Origin of the sequence: Pseudomonas sp. S5D5, assembly GCF_003013355.1 — a bacterium.
Taxonomy (GTDB): Bacteria; Pseudomonadota; Gammaproteobacteria; order Pseudomonadales; family Pseudomonadaceae; genus Aquipseudomonas; species Aquipseudomonas aylmerensis.
Genome location: NZ_PTEO01000001.1, coordinates 560,322 through 579,471 on the forward strand (window position 1 = coordinate 560,322; position 19,150 = coordinate 579,471).

The window sequence follows — 19,150 nt, forward strand, 5'->3', positions numbered from 1 at the left end:
GTCACCTCGCTCGATACGTGGAGCCGACGCCGGATCAATCAGTCGATGCTGGCAGTCATTGACGAACGCCAATGGCCGTTTTCCCCCCAGAACACCCTGAAACGCTACCGATGACCCGCACGCCGGTGTACCGGCTCTCCCCTGATTCGGATGGCCTGCGCTTAAGGATAGTTCGGAATCGGAGAGGTCAAGGCGCGATGCGCAATTAGTTTGGCTGCGCCGTTCGTCAGAAGCGGCGCGAGCCCAAGCGTCACGCGGGGTAGCGGGGTGTGAAAAAAATTATTGCGAATCCCCTGAAGCAATTTCTGCAGGATACGTCGTACGCCACAGCTCAAAGCCACCGTCCAGGCTGTAGACGTCAGAGAAGCCCTGACTGACCAGATAGGCGGCCGCGCTCTGGCTGGAGTTGCCGTGGTAGCAGGCCACGATCAGCGGCGCGTCGAGGTCGGCGGCGCGGATGAAATCGGCGATGTTGACGTTGTCCAGGTGCTGGGCACCGGTGATGTGACCTGCCACATACGTCGGCTGGTCACGGATGTCGACCACCACGGCACCTTGCTCGCGCAGGGCCTGGGCTTGTTCGGGAGGGATACGTTTGAATTCGCTCATGGCGGGCTCCTTGGGCATGGCGGCGGCGTCTAGCGCTTGGCGGCAGCCGGCAGTGTAACGGGAAGGGTGGATTGACACTGGCAGCCGTGGCGCTCGCCGGTGTCGATGTTCATCAGGGTCATGGTGCCGCCCCACACACAGCCGGTGTCGAGGGCGAACACGCCGGGCTCGTCGCATTTACCCTCAAGGGCCGCCCAATGACCGAAGACAATCTGCGTGTCGCGGGTCTTGCGCTCTTTATGGGCGAACCAGGGCTTGTAGCCGGGCAACGCGGTGTCGGCGCCTTCCTTGCTCTTGAGGTCCAGCTTGCCCTCGGCGGTGCAGAAGCGCATGCGGGTGAAGTAGTTGGTGATGACCCGCAGGCGGGTCACGCCGGTAAGGTCGTTGTCCCACTTCACTGGCTCATTGCCGTACATGCCGTCGAGGTAGGTGGTGTAGAGGGTGTCATCAGCCAGCGCGGTCTCGACTTCGGCGGCGCACTTGAGGGCTTTCTTCAACGTCCACTGCGGCGGGATGCCAGCATGCACCATGGCCATGTTGCGGCCTTCGTCGTAATGCATGAGTTTTTGCCGACGCAGCCAGTCGAGCAATTCGGCCCGATCCGGGGCTTCGAGGATTTCGCGCAGGGTGTCGCCCTTTTTCAGGCGTTCGATGTTATTGCCGGCCGCCAGCAAGTGCAGATCGTGGTTGCCGAGTACGCACACCAGCGAGTCGCGCAGGCTATAGAGGTAGCGCAGCGTCTCCAGCGATTGCGGGCCACGATTGACCAGGTCACCCACCAGCCATAGGCGATCGCGCGACGGGTCGAAGGCGACGCGCTCGAGCAGGCACTTGAGGGGCTCCAGGCAGCCTTGCAGGTCACCGACCGCGTACGTCGCCATCAGTGCAGGGCTCCCGGCACGGCAAGGCGAAAGGGCGCAATGACGGCGTCGAACAGTTGGCCGTCGGTGGCTTTCATCTGATAGGAGCCTTGCATGGTGCCGACCTTGGAGGTCATCACCGTGCCGCTGCTGTAGGTGTGGCTGGCGCCAATGTCGATCAACGGTTGCTGGCCGACCACCCCGGCGCCGCGCACTTCCTCGACCTGGCCGTCACCGTCGGTGATCACCCAGTGGCGTGACAGCAGCTTGGCCGGCACCAGCCCGTTGTTTTTCACCGTGATGGTGTAGGCAAAGGCGAAGCGGTTCTGTTCAGGTTGCGATTGGTCCGCCAGGAAGCGGGTGACGACGCTGACGTCGATCTGGTAGCGAGGATCGGACATGCAAGAGGCCTTAAAAGCAAAAGCGGAGGACAGCAGATGCGGATCAGTCTAGGCCAATAGGTGGGCACTAGGCCAGACATGCCGTCTGGCCGGGTGGGCACGCCCCTGTTAGAGCCGGCTTGTTGGCGATAGCGAGGTTGAGGGCGCCATCGCCGGCAAGCCGGCTGCTACGGGGTTATTCGACGGCGGGGGCGGGCTGAATGGCAAGCTGGTCCGCCAGGCGCACGAACGCCGCCAGATCCAGTTGCTCGGGGCGCAGGCTGCCGTCGACGCCGGCGGCTTCGATTTCGGCGTTGCTCAGCAGCGCCTTGAGCGTGTTGCGCAGGGTCTTGCGGCGCTGGTTGAACGCTTCGCGCACCACGCGCTCGAGCAGCTTGTGATCCTTGGCCGGGTGCGGCAGCACGGCGTGCGGCACCAGGCGCACGATGGCTGAGTCAACCTTGGGCGGTGGATTGAACGCACCTGGGCCGACGTTGAACAGATGTTCCACGCGGCAGTGGTACTGGACCATGATCGACAGGCGGCCCCAATCACCACCACCAGGCCCTGCAGCCAGGCGTTCGACCACTTCTTTCTGCAGCATGAAGTGCATGTCGCGGATGATCCCGGCGTTGTTCAGCAGGTGGAAAATCAGCGGTGTGGAGATGTTGTACGGCAGGTTGCCGACTACGCGCAGGCTGTTGGGCGCGGCATTGAGGGTGTTGAAGTCGAACTTCAGTGCGTCGCCCTGGTGCAGATTGAAGTTGGGCTTGCCGGCGAACTGCTGGTTGAGGATCGGGATCAGGTCCTTGTCCAGTTCCACTACGTCCAGTTGGCCGCCGCTGGCCAACAGGCCTTGGGTCAGTGCGCCCTGGCCCGGGCCGATTTCCAGCAGGCGGTCTTCGGGCTTGGCATGGATGGAGCGCAGGATGCGGTCGATCACGCCAGCGTCGTGCAGGAAGTTTTGCCCGAAGCGCTTGCGCGCCCGGTGTTGGTAATGCTCGGTCATATACGGGTCTCGGCCATCTGATAGGCGGTTTCCAGGGCCACGTGCAGGCTGCCGGTATCGATCTTGCCGCTGCCTGCCAGGTCCAGGGCGGTGCCATGGTCGACGGAGGTGCGGATGATCGGCAGGCCCAGTGTCACGTTGACTGCGGCGCCGAAGCCTTTGTATTTCAGCACGGGCAACCCCTGGTCATGGTACATCGCCAGCACTGCATCGCAGTGCTCCAGATATTTGGGGGTAAACAGAGTGTCTGCAGGCAACGGGCCGCGCAGGTCCATGCCTTCTTGGCGCAGACGCTCCAGGGTTGGTTCGATGATGTCGATTTCTTCATGGCCCAAATGGCCGCCTTCACCGGCGTGGGGATTGAGCCCACAAACCAGGATGCGCGGTTGGGCAATGCCGAATTTATGTTGCAGGTCGGCGTGCAGGATGCGCGTTACGCGTTCGACACGTTCAACGGTGATGGCGTCGGCGATCTCGCGCAGTGGCAGGTGCGTGGTCACCAGGGCGACCCGCAGGCCGCGCGTGGCCAACATCATCACGACTTGTTCGGTGTGCGTCAGCTCGGCAAGGAATTCGGTGTGGCCGGAAAAGGCGATACCGGATTCGTTGATCACGCCCTTGTGCACCGGCGCGGTGATTATGCCGGCGAAGTCGCCGTCGATGCAGCCCTGGCCAGCACGTGTCAGGGTTTGCAGGACAAAGGCCGCATTGGCCTTGTTCAACTGCCCGGCCACGACCTTGGCTGCAAGCGGGGTGTCCCACACGTACAGGCTGCCGGCAGGAGCAGGCAGGTCAGGCCAGTTGCCCGGCGCCACGTCCAGCAGATTGACCGCCACACCCAGCTGCGCGGCCCGCTCAAGGAGCAGGTCACGGCTGGTAATGGCAATCAGGGGGTGTGGCTGGGGTTGCGAGGCGAGCAGCAGGCACAGGTCTGGACCAATGCCGGCCGGCTCGCCGGGTGTCACCGCGAAACGCTGGGGTTTCACTGGGCTGCCTGGTCGGTGCCTGTTTGCTCGGCGCCTGGCAGCTTGTTCTCTACATAAGCTTCGTCACGGATCTGACGCAGCCAGGTTTGCAACTCTTCGTCGTATTTGCGGTTACGCAGTACGTTCAGTGCTTGTTGCTCGCGGGCCTGACTGGTGTTGTCGGTGGCGCGACGGCCAAGGACTTCCAGTACGTGCCAGCCATATTGGGTCTTGAACGGCTTGGACAGCACGCCTTGTGGCGTCTCGGCCATCACCTGCTGGAACTCCGGCACCAGGGCCTTCGGGTCGATCCAGTTCAAGTCGCCGCCGTTGAGGGCGGAACCCGGGTCTTCCGAGAAGCTCTTGGCCAGGGTGGCGAAGTCTTCACCGCTTTCGATGCGGTCATAGATCTTCTGGGCCAGTTCCTTGGTTTGCGCTTCGCTGCGGATTTCGCTTGGTTTGACCAGGATATGACGAACATGCACTTCGTCTTTCAGCGAGGTCTCGCCGCCACGTTTTTCCAGGAGCTTGAGGATGATGAAACCACCCGGGGTGCGTGCAGGCTGGGTGATGCCACCGACTTCCATCGCGCTCAGCTCGCGGTCGAACGGAGGTGGCAATTGAGCAGCTTTACGCCAGCCCATGTCACCGCCTTCGAGGGCGTTGTCGCTGCCCGACTGGGCGATCGCCATTTGGGCGAAGTCGGCACCGGCCTTCAGGCGATCATAGATAGCCTGGGTCTTGGCCGCGGCGGCATTCAACTGCTCGGATGTGGCGCTGTCAGGCGTGGCGATCAGGATGTTGGCCAGGTGCAGCTCTTCGGACAGCTGCATCTTGCCCAGGTCCGACGCCAGGAAGTTCTTCACTTCCTGCTCGGACACCTGGACGCGTTCGGCCACACGACGCTGGCGCACACGGCTGATGATCATTTCACGACGGATCTGGTCACGGGCGTCCTCATAGGACAAACCATCGTGGGCCAGGGCCGCGCGGAACTGGTCAATGCTCATGTTGTTGCGCTGGGCAATGGTGCCCACGGCCTGGTTCAGTTCTTCATCCGAAATACGGATGCCGGAACGGTCGCCGATCTGCAGTTGCAGGTTCTCGACGATCAGGCGCTCAAGCACCTGCTGGTCCAGGACGCTGGTAGGCGGCACGCCACCGCCACGCTTGGCGATGGTTTGCTGGACTTCCTTGACGCGCTGGTCCAGTTGGCTCTGCATGATCACGTCGTTATCGACGATGGCCACTACTTTATCCAGTTCTTGAACCGCAGCGTGAGCCGATGCGGTACCCAGGAACAGCGCGCCCAGCACTAGCGGGCGCAGACAATCAGAAAGCTTGGTCTTCACGTTCACGATAACCTTCAATGCCTTTGTCGAGGAAGCTCTCTACCTTGGCGCCGGTCAGGCCGCCGAGTCCTTTGAGGACGATTTGCAGGAAGAGCCCGTGGTCACCCTTTTCGTTAAGCGGGGCGATCTGGCTGTATTCGTCGTTGGAAACCCAGTAACGGTTGATCAAGCGCAGTTTCCAGCAGCAGTTGTCGTACTCGAAACCACCAAAGGCTTCCAGGGTACGGTTGCGAGCGTAGTCATACTGCCAGCGGGTGATCAGGTTCCACTGTGGAATGATCGGCCACATCATCGAGAAGTCGTGTTGCTGGATTTTGTAGTAATCCTTCACGAAGTTCGGATCGCCTGGCTGGCCATAGTCACCACCGAACTGCCATTTGCCGGTCAGCTGGTTGTAGACGACCTGGTCGTTACGATAGCGATAGCCGACGTTGATGATCTTGTTCGGGTTGTCTTCCGGCTGGTAGTGAAGCATCGCGCTGCCGGAACGAGGACTGTGATTCTCGGTGTCCCAGTTGTAGTCGGCAGTGGCGCGCCAGTCGCGGTTGAAGCGGAACTCGTAGTCCAGGGCGATTGGCGAGACATCGGACTGTGCATCGGCACGGTCGGAAGCCAGGATGCCCGGCAGTTGCACTTCACGATCCTTGAAGTACAGCGCCTGGCCCACGGATACGCGCTGACGCTCGAAGCCGTTGTCTTCGATCCAGCGGCTGGTCAAGCCCAGGGACAGCTTGTTCTCGTCGCCGATACGGTCGGAGCCGCTGAAGCGGTTGTCGCGGAACAGCGACGCGTAGCTGAACGAGTACTCGCTGGTGTCAAACACCGGGATATCGCTCTGGTCCTTGTTCGGTACGTACAGGTAGAACGCACGCGGCTCAAGGGTCTGGCGATAGTCCTTGCCGAACCAGTTGGTGTTGCGATCGAAGTACAGGCCGCTGTCGATGCTGGCCACCGGAAGCGCACGGTCCTGGGAGCTCTTGAAGGTGCCGCCCGCGTACGGGTTGGCAGCGGTGGCTGCAGCCTGATCAGCAACGATCTGGTTCTTGCCGATGTTGTCCAGGTCCAGGTCGTACTTGGTGTAGACGTACTTGAGCTTCGGCGTCACGAAGCCGTAGGTCCAGTTCATCGGGTATTCGACGGCTGGCGCTACGTTCAGGCGAGTACCGTTTGCACGGGTCAGGCCACGAACATAGGTGTCCAGGCGCGGTTCAATCTCGCCGTTTTCGTTGGTGAAGCTACCGTTTTCCAGGTCGCGGTCGAAGCGTACGGCTTCGGTCTCGTAGCTGAAGTTCAAGCCACCTGGATGGTACGGCAGGGTACCGTTGAAGGTGATCTGCGGCAGGCGGTCATACGGGGTGACCTGGGAAATCGTGGCCAGCTGGTAGGCCTGCAGGTTCAGACGTGCCTGGAAGGTGTCGCCGCGATAAGTGACGGAACCCTGCTGGTTGACGTAGTCCTGGCTCTCGACACCTTCCTGGTAGGACTTGAGGTCCTGGAAGTAGTAAGGGTCGCTGATCGTGGTGTAGTCGACCTGGGTCAGTACACGCGAATCCAGCCCGCCCTTGTGTTGCCAGTTGAGCATGTAGCGGGTTTTTTCGTAATCGGTCTGGCGCTTGCGTTCGTCGTTGTCGTCGTTCAGGTACGCGCCGCCGACCTGGCCTTCGCTGGACTTGGTGAGGTAGCGGAACTCGCCTTCCATCATCAGGCCGCGCTTGGTCATGTATTGCGGGTACAACGTGGCGTCATAGTTGGGCGCCAGGTTGAAGTAGTACGGCGTTACCAAGGTAAAGCCGGTTTCGCTGCCGCTGCTGAAGCTTGGTGGCAGGAAGCCGGATTGACGACGGTCGTCGATCGGGAAATAGATGTACGGGGTGTACAGGATCGGGATGTTCTTGACCCGCAACGTCGCGTTGGTAGCCGTACCGAAGCCGGTGGCCGGGTTCAACGTGATGTTGTTGCCCTTGAGCTGCCAGGCGTTGCTGTCTGGCTCGCACGTGGTGTACGTACCGTCCTTGAGACGGATGATCGCATTTTCGGCACGCTTGGCGTACAGCGCGTTGCCGCGGATGCGCGACTTGTGCAGCACGTACTCGGCGTTGTCGATCTGCGCCGCGCCGGTGTCCAGCTGGACCTCGGCGTGGTCGCCGACGATCAGGGCACCGTTGTCGCGCATGCGCACATTGCCGTTCAGCTCGCCGCGGTTTTCAGCCTGGTACAGGCTGGCTTCCTCGGACTCCAGCTGCATGCTGCCCTGGCGCATGACGACGTCACCGGCCAGGGTCGCGACCTGTTGTTCCTGCTCGTAGCGAGAGGCCTTGGCACCGATGAAGGTGGGCGCATCGCTCTTGTTCGTCTTGTCGTTCATGCCAGGACGAATCGGCTCGATGTACGCACCGCCGCAGTAAGGACCGGTTTCGGCCAACTGGGCTGCGGTCAGCTTGTCGCGCGGTACCCAGTCCAGGTGGCTGTAGTCGGCGCTGCGCGAACGCAGGCCACGGCCCTTGGATTCGGTAACCAGTGCGGTCTTAGGCTCGGCATCGGCTTTGCCACCGGTATCGGCCTGAGCCGTACTGTTGGCCGAGCTGACGGCAGCGCCGTCATGCACCGGGCGCGGTGGTAGAGGGGCAGCGGCGGTTTTCGGCGCGCAATCCCAGGCACCCGAAGCAGAGACTGAGCAGTCATACTGTTCCGCGGCGACCACGAATGAGGTGGCGAAGGGTTGCATGGCCAGCAGACTGCCGGTTACCAGCAACGGAAATTTTCTACGAAACGCGGGGGATTTCAATGCCATCTTATTAGTCCGGGCTTCCTGCGTGCCATCTGCCCGCGGTGTGGGCCGCACGCCTCTCGATGGTCTGAAAAAGATGCGTGATAATAAAGCATGACCCGCTTGACGGCTAGCGCCGTCGGAGACCCTTGTAATGCCCGAGCAAGATCTACGTTTACAACAGCTGGAAGTCTGGCTGGATGAGCAGTTGCCGATTCTTTTCAACGCTCAAGGCTGGGGTGCCGTACCCCCGGCCACATTGACCGCGGCCAGCAGCGACGCGAGTTTCAGGCGGTATTTCCGGTGGGAAGGGGGTGGTCGCACGTTCGTCGTGATGGACGCTCCACCCCCCCAGGAAAACTGCAAACCTTTCGTCGATATCGCTCATTTGCTCGCGAAGTCCGGCATAAATGTTCCAAAAATTTATGCAGAAGATTTGTCGCGAGGCTTTCTTTTACTCAATGACCTGGGCAGAAAAACCTACCTGGACGTCATCGACGAGCAAAACGCCGACCGATTGTTCGCCGATGCCATCGATGCATTGCTGGCCTTTCAGCAGTTGCCGATGGATGCGCCGTTGCCCAGCTACGACGTCGCCTTGCTGCGCCGCGAGCTGGAATTGTTTCCGGAGTGGTACGTGCGCAGGCACCTGGGTATCGAGTTCGATACACAGCAGCAAGCGCTCTGGCAGCGCGTCAGTGATCGGCTGATCGACAGCGCCCTGGCGCAGCCCAAAGTGCTGGTGCACCGCGACTATATGCCACGCAACCTGATGATCAGCGAGCCGAACCCCGGCGTGCTGGATTTCCAGGACGCGGTCTACGGCCCTGTCACCTACGACATCACCTGCCTGTTCAAGGATGCATTCCTCAGTTGGCCCCAGGCCCGCGTGCGGGAATGGCAACGCGGCTATTGGCAGCGCGCGGGGCAGGCCGGCATTGCGGTGCAGGCGGATTTCGACGAGTTCCTGCGCGCCAGCGACCTGATGGGCGTCCAGCGTCACCTCAAGGTTATCGGCATCTTCGCGCGCATTTGCCATCGCGACGGCAAGCCGCGCTACCTGGCCGACGTGCCGCGCTTCTTTGCTTATATAGAAGCAGTGCTGGCCGAACGTGCCGAGTTGAGCGAGCTGGCTGAGTTGCTGACCAGCCTGCGCCAGCCCGCCGAGGCCAGCGTATGAAGGCGATGATCCTGGCGGCGGGCAAAGGCGAGCGCATGCGCCCGCTCACCTTGCACACGCCCAAGCCGCTGGTGCAGGCCGGTGGCAAGCGCCTGATCGAATATCACCTGGAGGCGCTCGCCAAGGCCGGCTTCACCGATATCGTGATCAACCACGCCTGGCTGGGCGAGCAGATCGAAAGCTACCTGGGCGACGGCGCACAATTTGGCTTGCGCATCCGCTACTCCCCGGAAGGCGAGCCGCTGGAAACCGGCGGCGGGATTTTCCAGGCCTTGCCGCTGCTGGGGGATGAACCCTTCCTGGTGGTCAATGGTGATATCTGGACCGACTACGATTTCACCCGGCTGCGCCAACCGCTGCAGGGCCTGGCGCATCTGGTGATGGTCGACAACCCGGCGCATCACCCCTCGGGCGGTGATTTCTACCTTGATCAAGGCGTGCTTCATGATGCGGCGCCCGGTGCCGATAACCTGACCTTCAGTGGCATTTCAGTGCTCGACCCGAAATTGTTCGCGGGTTGCAGTGCCGGTGCCTTCAAGCTGGCGCCGCTGCTGCGCGCGGCGATGGCCAAAGGTTTGGTGACGGGGGAACACATGGCGGGACGCTGGATTGATGTCGGCACGCTGGAGCGCCTGGCGCAAGTCGAAACCCTGCTGACAGCGGGGCAGTAGCATGTTGTGGCCAGGGACGCTGATCGGCGCCGGGGCTGGCTTTGCCATTGCCAGCATTCCGGGGGCCTTGTTGGGTGCGCTGTTGGGTCAGGCGCTGGACCGCCGCCTGCAACTGCAAAGCTGGGCACAGTTGCGCGAGCGCCTGGGCGGGCGCCCGGCGTTGCGCAATGATGAATTATTGTTCGTGCTGCTGGGGCGCCTGGCCAAGAGCAATGGTCGCGTGGTGGACGGGCATATCCAGCAGGCGCGCCAGGAGATGCGTTCGCTGGACATGACCGACTCGGCCCAGCGCCGGGCGATCGCGGCGTTCAATCGCGGCAAATCCGGGTCTGACCGTGTGCGCACCTACCTGCGTGTGCTCAAGGCTCAGCCGCATGCGGCCGAAGGTGTGTTGCGTGCGTGCTGGCGGATGGTCTGGGCGGACGGCCGGGCGGATGACGCCGAGCGTGACCTGATCGACCTGTGGGGCAAGTGGCTGGGCTGGACGCCGCAGCAACTCCAGGCACTGGCCGCGGACTACACGCCGGAGCGCAAGCCGTTGGTCAATCGCGGTGGCAGTTATCAGGACGCGCTGCGTTTGCTTGGCGTGACCTCCACCAGCGAGCCGTCGGTGATCAAGCGCGCCTACCGCCGCCTGCTCAGCCGCCACCACCCGGACAAGATTGCCGGCAGTGGCGCAACCCCCGCGCAAGTGCGTGAGGCCACCGAACGCACCCGCGAATTGCACAGCGCCTATGCGTTGATTCGCGAGCGCCGGGATTTCCGTTAAGTCACGCGATGTGAGTGTGACAACCCTATTGTGGGAGCGAGCAAGCCTGCTCCCACAGGAGGTCTGCGGCTTTCCTGAAACCCGGGGTTAGTCGCTGCTTGCCTGCGGGCTCAGCCAGCCGCGAATCCGCCGATACAACTGCTCCTGCTCGGCCGCGCTGTTGCCGGGCAGGGTCTTCAATGTCACTTGCTTATACCCTTCATTCTTCAAGCGCTTGGCCGCCTGCGCACGGGCCAGGGCGTTTTTGCGTGCCTGGGCGGTGTCTTGATAGAAGACATCGGCGGTCGGCAGTTTCAGGCCGGGAGCCAACTGCTCGACGTCCGGTTGGCGGCCAGTGGGCGTCTGCGCCGCGACCATGACAAATTTCTGTACCTGGGACGGCTGCTTCTCGCTCAAGTAACGCGCGGCCCACCAGGCCCCGGTGCCGTGACCGACCAGCGCTACACTGCGTGCGCCCTGGGTCTGGGCGAAGGCCACGGCGGCATCGATGCGCGCGAAGATGCGTGAGGCGTCGGTCTTGTCTTGCTCGTCGGCGCCGGGTACCACGGCCGGGTCAGTGCCTTCGGCTTCGGCACTGGCGGCCTGTTCGATGGGTTTGTCGGCGGTGCTCGCGTCTTTGCTGCTGGTGTCGACAGTGGCCTTGGACGCTTCCATGACGCGCGGCGGCAGCGTGTCCATGCTGGTGTCCGGCAACGACAGGCTGAGACTGCCCCACCCGGCGTCCGGAAACTTGCGTCGCAACGGGCCGATTGCTTGCGGCCAGTCAGCATTTTCGCCGGCGCCCGGTACGATAATCACCACGCCTTCGGGTTCGGCGCTGTTGGCCGGTTTCCACAGGGCGAGGAATGAGTCGCTGCCGGCCTGCAACTGTTGCTGTTCCTGTTGCGGGATTTTTCGCTCAAGGGCACTGGCTTCTTCCTGGCTGCGCTCGGGCAAGGGCAGGCGTTCGACCGGTTTTTCCGCCGCAGGCGCGGGTGCATCGGCCGCCTGTACGGAAAAGGCACTGGTAAAGAGAAGCGACAGGCACAATGCTGGCAGTGCCGAACGGTGGAGAAAGGGCATCGTTAATTCCCGGCCAGAAGTGATTCCAGCAGCCTAATGGGTTGGTCAGTATTTGTCAGTGATGTGAGACGTGGATCATGGGTTTTCGCTGTCTGCTGGTTATCGGCGGTTTATGCTTTGCCTTGATGGCGAACGCCGCCCCTGCGCCCGCGGCCCCACAAGCGCAGCTGAATGCGGCCCAGCGCGAATGGCTGGCCCGGCACCCGGAGTTGCGGGTGGGCCTGGTGTTGCAGGCGCCGTACGCACAATACGACCGCCGCCTGCAGCGGTTGTCCGGGGCTAATGTCGAGCTGATGCAATGGCTGGCCAAGGCGCTGAATATCGAACTGACCTGGCGCAACTTCCCCAGCCAGGAGCAGTTGGAGGCGGCCCTGAGCGAAGGCGAAGTGGACATCGCCCCCGGCCTGCAACAGACCCCGGCCGGTTTGCGCCTGTGGCTGTTCACCGATCCCTATATGCGCGTGCCGCAACACATCGTGGGTGTCCGTGACGGTGGCGGGGCGGTCGAACTGGAAAAGCTCGACGAGCAATCGCGTGTCGCGGTGCGCATGCCCAGTGCCGTGGCCGATTACCTGCGCGGTACGTATCCCGGCCTCAATCTGCAAGGTGTGCCCATGGAGCGCCAGGCCCTGCAGTTGCTCGTCAGCCAACAGGCCCGGTATGCCGTGGTGGATGAAGCGCAGTTGAGCCGCTTGTCCGGCGAGGCCGAGTTCGCCGGGCTGGCGGTGGTGGGCGACATCGGCCTGCCGCAGTTGCTGCGAGTGGCCACGCGCCGGGATTGGCCGGAGCTGGCCGGCATCATGCAAAGCGCTTTGCGCGCTATCCCCGCCCGTGACCTGGACCAACTGCACAACCGCTGGCTGCAGCCCAAATACCCACGCATGACGGAATCCCCGGGCCTGTGGCAAAACCTCAGCCTGTTTTTGGGGCTGCTCCTGCTCGCCAGCCTGGCCATTGTGTTCTGGCAGCGCCGCCAGCAACGCGTGCTTGAGCAAGGCCTGCTGGCCGCCCGCGAAGAAAGCGCGGCCCGCGCCGCCGGTGCTGAAGCCTTGCGCTTGACGCAGTTCTCCATCGACCAAAGCACCGTTGGCATCCTGTGGGTCAACTGGGACAGCCACGTGCGCTACGCCAACCGCGCGGCCGAAAACATGCTCGGTTATAACGCCGGCGCCCTGATCGAACGGCCGTTGGCCGACCTCGATCCTTCCCTGGACATGGACCGTTGGCTCAACCTGTGGAAGCGCGCGCGGGCCAGTGAAGACGGGCCACAGAACTTCGCCACCGATTGCCGGCGCGCAGATGGCAGCATCCTGCCGGCGAACGTGTCCTTGAGTTTTCTGCGGTTTGCCGAAGCTGAATACCTGGTGGTCTACCTCAACGATGTCACTGAACTGCGCCGTACCCTGGCCGCCCTGTTGCAAAGTGAAGCGCAGTTGCGCGAGTTGTCGGCCCACCTGGAAACGGTGCGCGAGGAAGAAAAAGCGCGCATCGCCCGCGAAGTCCACGACGAGCTGGGGCAAATGCTCACCGTGCTCAAGCTGGAAACCTCCATGTGCGAATTGGCCTATGCACAGTTGGACCCAGGCCTGCATGAGCGCCTGAACAGCATGAAGCGCCTGATCGCCCAGCTGTTCCAACTGGTGCGGGACGTGGCGACGGCGCTGCGCCCGCCGATCCTGGATGCCGGGATCGCCTCGGCCATCGAGTGGCAGGCGCGGCGCTTTGAAGCGCGCACGCAAATCCCCTGTCTGGTGCAAGTCCCGGAGAACCTGCCGACCCTGAGTGATGCCAAGGCCATCGGCCTGTTCCGGATCCTGCAGGAAGCGCTGACCAATGTGATGCGCCATGCCCAGGCGCATACTGTCGAGCTGACGCTGGTGGTGGAAGGTCCCCACCTGCGGCTGACCATCAGTGATGACGGCGTCGGTTTCGTCCAGGCCAACGGGCGTCCCGTGTCGTTTGGCCTGGTGGGCATGCGCGAGCGGGTGTTGATCATGGGCGGGCAACTGAGCCTGGACAGCGAGTTGGGGGAGGGCACGACCCTGAGTGTCACGGTGCCGTTGGATGCATAACCCTAAGAGGAAGGCCTTGTGATTCGCGTACTGGTAGCCGAAGACCACACCATCGTTCGAGAGGGCATCAAGCAATTGATCGGCCTGGCCAAAGACCTGCAGGTCGTGGGCGAGGCGAGCAATGGCGAGCAGTTGCTCGAGACCTTGCGCCATGTGCCCTGCGAGGTGGTGTTGCTGGATATCTCGATGCCTGGCGTCAACGGTTTGGAGGCGATTGCGCGGATACGCGCGTTGAGCAATCCGCCGGCGATCCTGGTGCTGTCCATGCACGATGAAGCGCAGATGGCCGCCCGCGCCCTGAAGGTCGGTGCTGCCGGTTATGCAACCAAGGACAGCGACCCGGCGCTGTTGCTCACGGCGATCCGCAAGGTGGCGGCCGGTGGGCGCTACATCGACCCGGACCTGGCGGACCGCATGGTCTTTGAAGTCGGCCTGACCGACGCCCGTCCGCTGCATTCGCTGCTGTCGGAGCGGGAGTTCTCGGTGTTCGAGCGCCTGGCCCAGGGCGCCAATGTCAATGACATCGCCCAGCAGTTGGCGCTGAGCAGCAAGACCATCAGCACCCACAAGGCGCGGTTGATGCAGAAGCTCAATATCACTTCGTTGGCGGAACTGGTGAAGTACGCCATGGAGCACAAGCTTTTGTAGGACACGGGGTGGTGTCTATTCCTTGCCGGTGAAGGCGATTCTTCGTACGCATCGCCGGCACGCCGGGCTCCTACAGGGAAGGGGCGTGTCTGTTTGCGACAGGTGTTTCGCAGGTAGATGCCCATTCTTGCCGCTTGCAGCGCGCATCTTGTCGCAGCACTGTCCTGTCCCCGCCATTCGTGTAGGGCGATCCCTACCCCCAACCTTCCATCCGGCTGATGCGATTCTCTCCTGGCCCCCGATTTCCGGGGTCTCGCGGCTGGACTACGCTTGTGCCACGGCAGTCCAAAACACAAAGGTGCGGGTATGAGCGAGGTGGATTCAAATGATGTGCTGGTCAGCTTTCGTGGCGTGCAGAAGAGCTACGACGGCGAGAACCTGATCGTCAAGGACCTCAACCTGGAGATTCGCAAGGGCGAGTTCCTCACCCTGCTCGGGCCGTCCGGGTCGGGCAAGACCACCAGCCTGATGATGCTCGCCGGCTTTGAAACGCCGACCGCTGGCGAAATCCAACTGGCCGGCCGCTCCATCAACAACGTGCCGCCGCACAAGCGTGATATCGGCATGGTGTTCCAGAACTACGCGTTGTTCCCGCACATGACCGTCGCCGAGAACCTCGCGTTCCCGCTGTCGGTACGCGGCTTGAGCAAGACCGACATCAGCGAGCGGGTCAAGCGCGTGCTGAATATGGTCCAGCTCGACGCCTTCGCCCAGCGCTACCCGGCGCAACTCTCCGGCGGCCAGCAACAGCGCGTGGCATTGGCCCGGGCGCTGGTGTTCGAGCCGCAACTGGTGCTGATGGACGAACCCCTCGGCGCCCTCGACAAACAACTGCGTGAACACATGCAGATGGAGATCAAGCACCTGCACCAGCGTCTCGGCGTGACCGTGGTGTACGTCACCCACGACCAGGGCGAAGCCTTGACCATGTCTGACCGGGTAGCGGTGTTCCACCAGGGCGAGATCCAGCAGATTGCTGCGCCGCGCACCCTCTATGAAGAGCCGAAGAACACCTTCGTCGCTAACTTCATCGGCGAGAACAATCGCCTCAACGGGCGCCTGCACAGCCATACCGGCGACCGTTGCGTGGTGGAGCTGGCGCGCGGCGAGAAGGTCGAGGCGCTGGCGGTGAACGTCGGCCAGGTCGGCGGCCCGGTGACCCTGTCGGTACGCCCTGAGCGCGTCAGCCTGAATGGTTCCAGCGAGAGCTGCAGCAACCGTTTCTCCGGGCGGGTGGCGGAGTTCATCTACCTGGGTGACCACGTGCGTGTGCGCCTGGAAGTCTGCGGCAAGACCGATTTTTTTGTGAAACAACCGATCGCCGAGCTGGACCCAGCGTTGGCGGTTGGCGACGTGGTACCGATTGGCTGGCAAGTCGAGCACGTTCGCGCACTCGACCCACTTCTAGAGGCGAATTGATCGCCCCATGGCTTCACCAACCCTGCACGTGGAGAGAACAACAATGTTGAGATCCCTTAAATATTCGGCCCTGGCGATTGGATTGATGGGCGCGACACAGGCCATGGCAGGCCCGGACCTGACGGTCGTGTCCTTCGGCGGCGCGAACAAGGCGGCCCAGGTCAAGGCTTTCTATGCACCGTGGGAAAGTGCCGGCAACGGCAAGATCGTCGCTGGCGAGTACAACGGCGAAATGGCCAAGGTCAAGGCCATGGTCGATACCAAGAGCGTGTCCTGGGACCTGGTGGAAGTCGAATCCCCGGAACTGTCGCGTGGGTGCGACGAAGATATGTTCGAGCCGCTGGACCCGAAACTGTTCGGCAACGCGGGCGACTACGTGAAGGGCGCGATCCAGCCGTGCGGCGTGGGCTTCTTCGTGTGGTCCACCGTATTGGCCTACAACGCCGACAAGCTGGCTTCTGCGCCGACCAGTTGGGCAGATTTCTGGGACACCAAGAAATTCCCGGGCAAGCGCGGCCTGCGCAAGGGCGCCAAGTACACCCTGGAATTCGCCTTGATGGCTGATGGGGTTGCACCGAAGGACGTCTACAAAGTGCTGGCCGGCAAGGATGGCCAGGACCGTGCGTTCAAGAAACTCGACGAACTCAAGCCGTCGATCCAGTGGTGGGAAGCCGGTGCACAGCCGCCGCAGTACCTCGCCTCGGGTGACGTGGTGATGAGCTCGGCCTACAACGGTCGCATTGCTGCCGTGCAGAAAGAGAGCAACCTGAAAGTGGTGTGGAACGGCGGCATCTACGACTTCGATGCCTGGGCTATTCCGAAGGGCCTGGCCAAGGATCGCGCGGAAGCGGCGAAGAAATTCATCGCCTTCTCGGTGCAGCCGCAGCAGCAGAAAACCTATTCGGAAAACATCGCCTACGGCCCGGCCAATACCCAAGCCGTACCGTTGCTGGCCAAGGATGTGCTGAAGGATATGCCGACCACGCCAGAGAACATCGCCAACCAGGTGCAGATCGATGTGAGCTTCTGGGCGGATAACGGCGAGCAGTTGGAGCAGCGCTTCAATTCCTGGGCTGCCAAATAACCTGCAACACCGCTGGACCCATGTGCGAACCGCTAAGTGTGGGAGCGGGCTTGCTTGCGAATACTGTGGATCAGTCTCCTCATGGGCTGACTGTCACACCGCATTCGCGAGCCCGCCCGCTCCCGCACAAGCCCGCCCCCACATGAAATCTGCTGTGTTGGGCAGAGCGCATTCATTTTCAAGTTCCGGAGTTTGCCATGGTTATCGCCATTCCCAGCCCCACCCTCAAGCAGCGCCTGGCGCGTGCCGAGCGGCTCAATCGCTGGAAGGCGCAGGCCTTGATTGCGCCGCTGGTGCTGTTTTTGCTGCTGGTGTTCCTGGTGCCGATTGTTGCGCTGCTTTACAAAAGCGTCGGCAACCCGGAAGTGGTGGGCGGTCTGCCGCGCACCGTGGTCGCGGTGAAGACCTGGGATGGCCGGGGTTTGCCGGGCGAGCCGGTGTATCAGGCCCTCAGCGATGACCTGGGCGAAGCGCGTAAAAACCAGACCCTGGGCGACCTGTCCAAGCGCTTGAACATGGAACTGGCCGGCTATCGCAGCCTGCTGACCAAAACCGCGCGGGCGCTGCCGTTCAGCGACGCACCCGCTTCCTATAAAGAAGCGCTGGAAAGCCTCGATGAACGCTGGGGCGACCCGGCGTACTGGCAGGCGATCCGGCGCAATACCAGCAGCCTCACACCGTATTACCTGCTGGCGGCCGTCGATCATCGCATCGACGACCTCGGCGAAGTCGCCCCGGCCACGCCGGACCAGGCGATCTACCTGGACATCTTCGCCCGCACCTTCTGGATGGGCCTGGTAATCACCTTCGTGTGCCTGCTGCTGGCCTATCCCCTGGCCTACCTGTTGGCCAACCTGCCGGCGCGCAAAAGCAACCTGCTGATGATCCTCGTGCTGCTGCCGTTCTGGACCTCGATCCTGGTGCGGGTGGCGGCGTGGATCGTGTTGCTGCAGTCCGGTGGCCTGATCAATAGCGCGTTGATGGGCATGGGTCTGGTCGACAAACCGGTGGAGCTGGTGTTCAACCGCACCGGGGTCTACATCTCGATGGTGCACATCCTGCTGCCGTTCATGATCCTGCCGATCTACAGCGTGATGAAGGGCATCTCGCCCACCTATATGCGTGCGGCAATTTCCCTGGGTTGTCACCCATTCGCGAGCTTCTGGCGCGTGTACTTCCCGCAGACCTACGCCGGGGTCGGCGCCGGCTGCCTGCTGGTGTTCATCCTGGCGATTGGTTACTACATCACGCCGGCGCTGCTGGGCAGCCCGAACGACCAGATGGTCAGCTACTTCGTGGCCTTCTACACCAACACCAGCATCAACTGGGGCATGGCGACGGCGCTGGGCGGCTTGCTGCTGCTGGCGACCGTGGTGCTGTACCTGATCTATAACCGGCTGGTGGGCGCCAGTCGCCTGCGCCTGAGCTGAGGAGACCTTGCGATGCTGAGCCCTTATATGTCGCCCGTCGAGCGGGTGTGGTTCTACAGCTTGCGGATTCTCTGCGGCCTGATCCTGCTGTTCCTGATCCTGCCCGTGCTGGTGATCATCCCGCTGTCGTTCAACAGCGGCAGTTTCCTGGTGTACCCGCTGCAGGGTTTTTCGCTGCACTGGTACCAGGACTTCTTCGCCTCGGCCGAATGGATGCGTGCCTTGAAGAACAGCATCATCGTCGCCCCGGCGGCCACGGCGCTGGCCATGGTGTTCGGCACGCTGGCGGCGATTGGCCTGACGCGCGGGAATTTCCCCGGCAAAGCCTTGGTCATGGCCTTGGTGATTTCGCCGATGGTGGTGCCGGTGGTGATCATTGGCGTGGCCAGTTACCTGTTCTTTGCGCCGCTGGGCCTGGGCAACAGTTTCTTCTCGCTGATTGTGGTGCACGCCGTGCTCGGCGTGCCGTTTGTCATCATCACCGTGTCTGCGACGTTGCAGGGGTTCAACCATAATCTGGTGCGGGCGGCTGCCAGCCTGGGCGCTTCGCCATTGACCGCGTTTCGCCGGGTGACCCTGCCGTTGATTGCACCGGGGGTGATCTCCGGCGCGCTGTTCGCCTTCGCCACGTCGTTCGACGAGGTGGTGGTGACGCTGTTCCTCGCCGGCCCCGAGCAAGCGACCCTGCCGCGCCAGATGTTCAGCGGCATCCGCGAGAACCTCAGCCCGACCATTGCTGCGGCAGCGACCTTGTTGATTGCCTTCTCGGTGTTGCTGTTGCTGACGCTGGAATGGCTGCGTGGCCGCAGCGAAAAACTGCGCACCGCCCAGGTCTAAACCCAAGCGGAGATCAAAATGTGGGAGCGGGCTTGC

The 19,150-nt window shown here is 62.4% G+C and carries 17 protein-coding genes; 9 read left to right on the forward strand and 8 right to left on the reverse strand.

Annotated features, from left to right (window positions below):
• Nucleotides 1–279: 279 nt before the first annotated feature.
• The 7 genes from glpE to C9990_RS02660 form a co-directional block, all read right to left on the reverse strand.
• Nucleotides 280–609 (reverse strand): thiosulfate sulfurtransferase GlpE, encoded by a 330-nt coding sequence (gene glpE / locus C9990_RS02630; RefSeq protein WP_065904641.1) that lies wholly within the window; start codon nt 607–609, stop codon nt 280–282.
• Nucleotides 610–638: 29 nt separating this feature from the next.
• Nucleotides 639–1,490, reverse strand: a complete 852-nt coding sequence (locus tag C9990_RS02635) for a symmetrical bis(5'-nucleosyl)-tetraphosphatase (protein WP_106802473.1) — start codon at nt 1,488–1,490, stop codon at nt 639–641.
• Complete coding sequence (apaG, locus tag C9990_RS02640; protein WP_065904636.1) at nt 1,490–1,870, reverse strand: Co2+/Mg2+ efflux protein ApaG; 381 nt, start codon at nt 1,868–1,870, stop codon at nt 1,490–1,492. Before apaG ends, C9990_RS02635 begins: the two co-directional genes overlap by 1 nt.
• A 175-nt stretch (nt 1,871–2,045) precedes the next feature.
• A complete protein-coding gene (rsmA, locus tag C9990_RS02645) occupies nt 2,046–2,858 on the reverse strand; it encodes a 16S rRNA (adenine(1518)-N(6)/adenine(1519)-N(6))-dimethyltransferase RsmA (protein ID WP_065904634.1) in 813 nt (270 codons plus the stop codon).
• Entirely contained in the window at nt 2,855–3,844 is a 990-nt protein-coding gene (pdxA, locus tag C9990_RS02650; protein ID WP_106802474.1) for a 4-hydroxythreonine-4-phosphate dehydrogenase PdxA, read from the reverse strand. The genes rsmA and pdxA overlap by 4 nt, the downstream gene beginning before the upstream one ends.
• Nucleotides 3,841–5,181: a peptidylprolyl isomerase gene (locus tag C9990_RS02655; protein ID WP_065904630.1), complete on the reverse strand. Its 1,341-nt coding sequence runs from the start codon at nt 5,179–5,181 to the stop codon at nt 3,841–3,843. Before C9990_RS02655 ends, pdxA begins: the two co-directional genes overlap by 4 nt.
• Nucleotides 5,156–7,966, reverse strand: a complete 2,811-nt coding sequence (locus C9990_RS02660) for an LPS-assembly protein LptD (protein ID WP_106802475.1) — start codon at nt 7,964–7,966, stop codon at nt 5,156–5,158. The genes C9990_RS02655 and C9990_RS02660 overlap by 26 nt, the downstream gene beginning before the upstream one ends.
• A 130-nt stretch (nt 7,967–8,096) precedes the next feature.
• Between C9990_RS02660 and C9990_RS02665 the strand changes: the two genes are divergently transcribed.
• Genes C9990_RS02665 through C9990_RS02675 form a run of 3 tightly spaced genes read left to right on the forward strand, consistent with a single transcriptional unit; the run spans nt 8,097 to nt 10,562 of the window.
• Nucleotides 8,097–9,122, forward strand: a complete 1,026-nt coding sequence (locus tag C9990_RS02665) for an aminoglycoside phosphotransferase family protein (RefSeq protein ID WP_065904623.1) — start codon at nt 8,097–8,099, stop codon at nt 9,120–9,122.
• Nucleotides 9,119–9,793: an N-acetylmuramate alpha-1-phosphate uridylyltransferase MurU gene (gene murU, locus C9990_RS02670; protein ID WP_106802476.1), complete on the forward strand. Its 675-nt coding sequence runs from the start codon at nt 9,119–9,121 to the stop codon at nt 9,791–9,793. The genes C9990_RS02665 and murU overlap by 4 nt, the downstream gene beginning before the upstream one ends.
• A 1-nt stretch (nt 9,794) precedes the next feature.
• Nucleotides 9,795–10,562: a TerB family tellurite resistance protein gene (locus C9990_RS02675; protein ID WP_106802477.1), complete on the forward strand. Its 768-nt coding sequence runs from the start codon at nt 9,795–9,797 to the stop codon at nt 10,560–10,562.
• Between the two features lie 87 nt (nt 10,563–10,649).
• Here the strand turns inward: C9990_RS02675 and C9990_RS02680 are convergent, their stop codons facing one another.
• Nucleotides 10,650–11,624 (reverse strand): alpha/beta hydrolase family protein, encoded by a 975-nt coding sequence (locus C9990_RS02680; RefSeq protein WP_065904617.1) that lies wholly within the window; start codon nt 11,622–11,624, stop codon nt 10,650–10,652.
• A gap of 77 nt (nt 11,625–11,701) precedes the next feature.
• On the opposite strand from C9990_RS02680, the gene C9990_RS02685 reads away from it, so the two are divergent.
• The 6 genes from C9990_RS02685 (at nt 11,702) to C9990_RS02710 (ending at nt 19,114) form a co-directional block, all read left to right on the forward strand.
• Entirely contained in the window at nt 11,702–13,696 is a 1,995-nt protein-coding gene (locus C9990_RS02685; protein WP_106802478.1) for a histidine kinase, read from the forward strand.
• A gap of 18 nt (nt 13,697–13,714) precedes the next feature.
• Nucleotides 13,715–14,344, forward strand: a complete 630-nt coding sequence (locus C9990_RS02690; protein WP_065904613.1) for a response regulator transcription factor — start codon at nt 13,715–13,717, stop codon at nt 14,342–14,344.
• Nucleotides 14,345–14,650: 306 nt separating this feature from the next.
• Complete coding sequence (locus tag C9990_RS02695) at nt 14,651–15,763, forward strand: ABC transporter ATP-binding protein (protein WP_065904611.1); 1,113 nt, start codon at nt 14,651–14,653, stop codon at nt 15,761–15,763.
• A gap of 43 nt (nt 15,764–15,806) precedes the next feature.
• Nucleotides 15,807–16,847, forward strand: coding sequence for an ABC transporter substrate-binding protein (locus C9990_RS02700; protein ID WP_106802479.1), 1,041 nt, complete (start codon nt 15,807–15,809; stop codon nt 16,845–16,847).
• A 197-nt stretch (nt 16,848–17,044) separates the two neighbouring features.
• On the forward strand, nt 17,045–18,277 hold the full coding sequence (locus tag C9990_RS02705) for an ABC transporter permease (RefSeq protein WP_106802480.1): 1,233 nt from the start codon (nt 17,045–17,047) through the stop codon (nt 18,275–18,277).
• A gap of 12 nt (nt 18,278–18,289) precedes the next feature.
• Nucleotides 18,290–19,114 carry an ABC transporter permease gene (locus tag C9990_RS02710; RefSeq protein WP_106802481.1) on the forward strand — a complete coding sequence of 275 codons (825 nt, stop codon included), beginning with the start codon at nt 18,290–18,292 and terminating at the stop codon, nt 19,112–19,114.
• Nucleotides 19,115–19,150: the final 36 nt, after the last annotated feature.

What these genes read in the sequence shown, in the direction of transcription:
- C9990_RS02695 (WP_065904611.1), top strand. Translation starts at nt 14,651, where the DNA reads ATGAGCGAGGTGGATTCAAATGATGTGCTGGTCAGCTTTCGTGGCGTG.
- C9990_RS02680 (WP_065904617.1), bottom strand. Translation starts at nt 11,624, where the DNA reads ATGCCCTTTCTCCACCGTTCGGCACTGCCAGCATTGTGCCTGTCGCTT.
- apaG (WP_065904636.1), bottom strand. Translation starts at nt 1,870, where the DNA reads ATGTCCGATCCTCGCTACCAGATCGACGTCAGCGTCGTCACCCGCTTC.
- C9990_RS02710 (WP_106802481.1), top strand. Translation starts at nt 18,290, where the DNA reads ATGCTGAGCCCTTATATGTCGCCCGTCGAGCGGGTGTGGTTCTACAGC.
- C9990_RS02705 (WP_106802480.1), top strand. Translation starts at nt 17,045, where the DNA reads ATGGTTATCGCCATTCCCAGCCCCACCCTCAAGCAGCGCCTGGCGCGT.
- C9990_RS02660 (WP_106802475.1), bottom strand. Translation starts at nt 7,966, where the DNA reads ATGGCATTGAAATCCCCCGCGTTTCGTAGAAAATTTCCGTTGCTGGTA.
- C9990_RS02635 (WP_106802473.1), bottom strand. Translation starts at nt 1,490, where the DNA reads ATGGCGACGTACGCGGTCGGTGACCTGCAAGGCTGCCTGGAGCCCCTC.
- C9990_RS02665 (WP_065904623.1), top strand. Translation starts at nt 8,097, where the DNA reads ATGCCCGAGCAAGATCTACGTTTACAACAGCTGGAAGTCTGGCTGGAT.
- rsmA (WP_065904634.1), bottom strand. Translation starts at nt 2,858, where the DNA reads ATGACCGAGCATTACCAACACCGGGCGCGCAAGCGCTTCGGGCAAAAC.
- C9990_RS02700 (WP_106802479.1), top strand. Translation starts at nt 15,807, where the DNA reads ATGTTGAGATCCCTTAAATATTCGGCCCTGGCGATTGGATTGATGGGC.
- C9990_RS02685 (WP_106802478.1), top strand. Translation starts at nt 11,702, where the DNA reads ATGGGTTTTCGCTGTCTGCTGGTTATCGGCGGTTTATGCTTTGCCTTG.
- murU (WP_106802476.1), top strand. Translation starts at nt 9,119, where the DNA reads ATGAAGGCGATGATCCTGGCGGCGGGCAAAGGCGAGCGCATGCGCCCG.
- glpE (WP_065904641.1), bottom strand. Translation starts at nt 609, where the DNA reads ATGAGCGAATTCAAACGTATCCCTCCCGAACAAGCCCAGGCCCTGCGC.
- C9990_RS02675 (WP_106802477.1), top strand. Translation starts at nt 9,795, where the DNA reads ATGTTGTGGCCAGGGACGCTGATCGGCGCCGGGGCTGGCTTTGCCATT.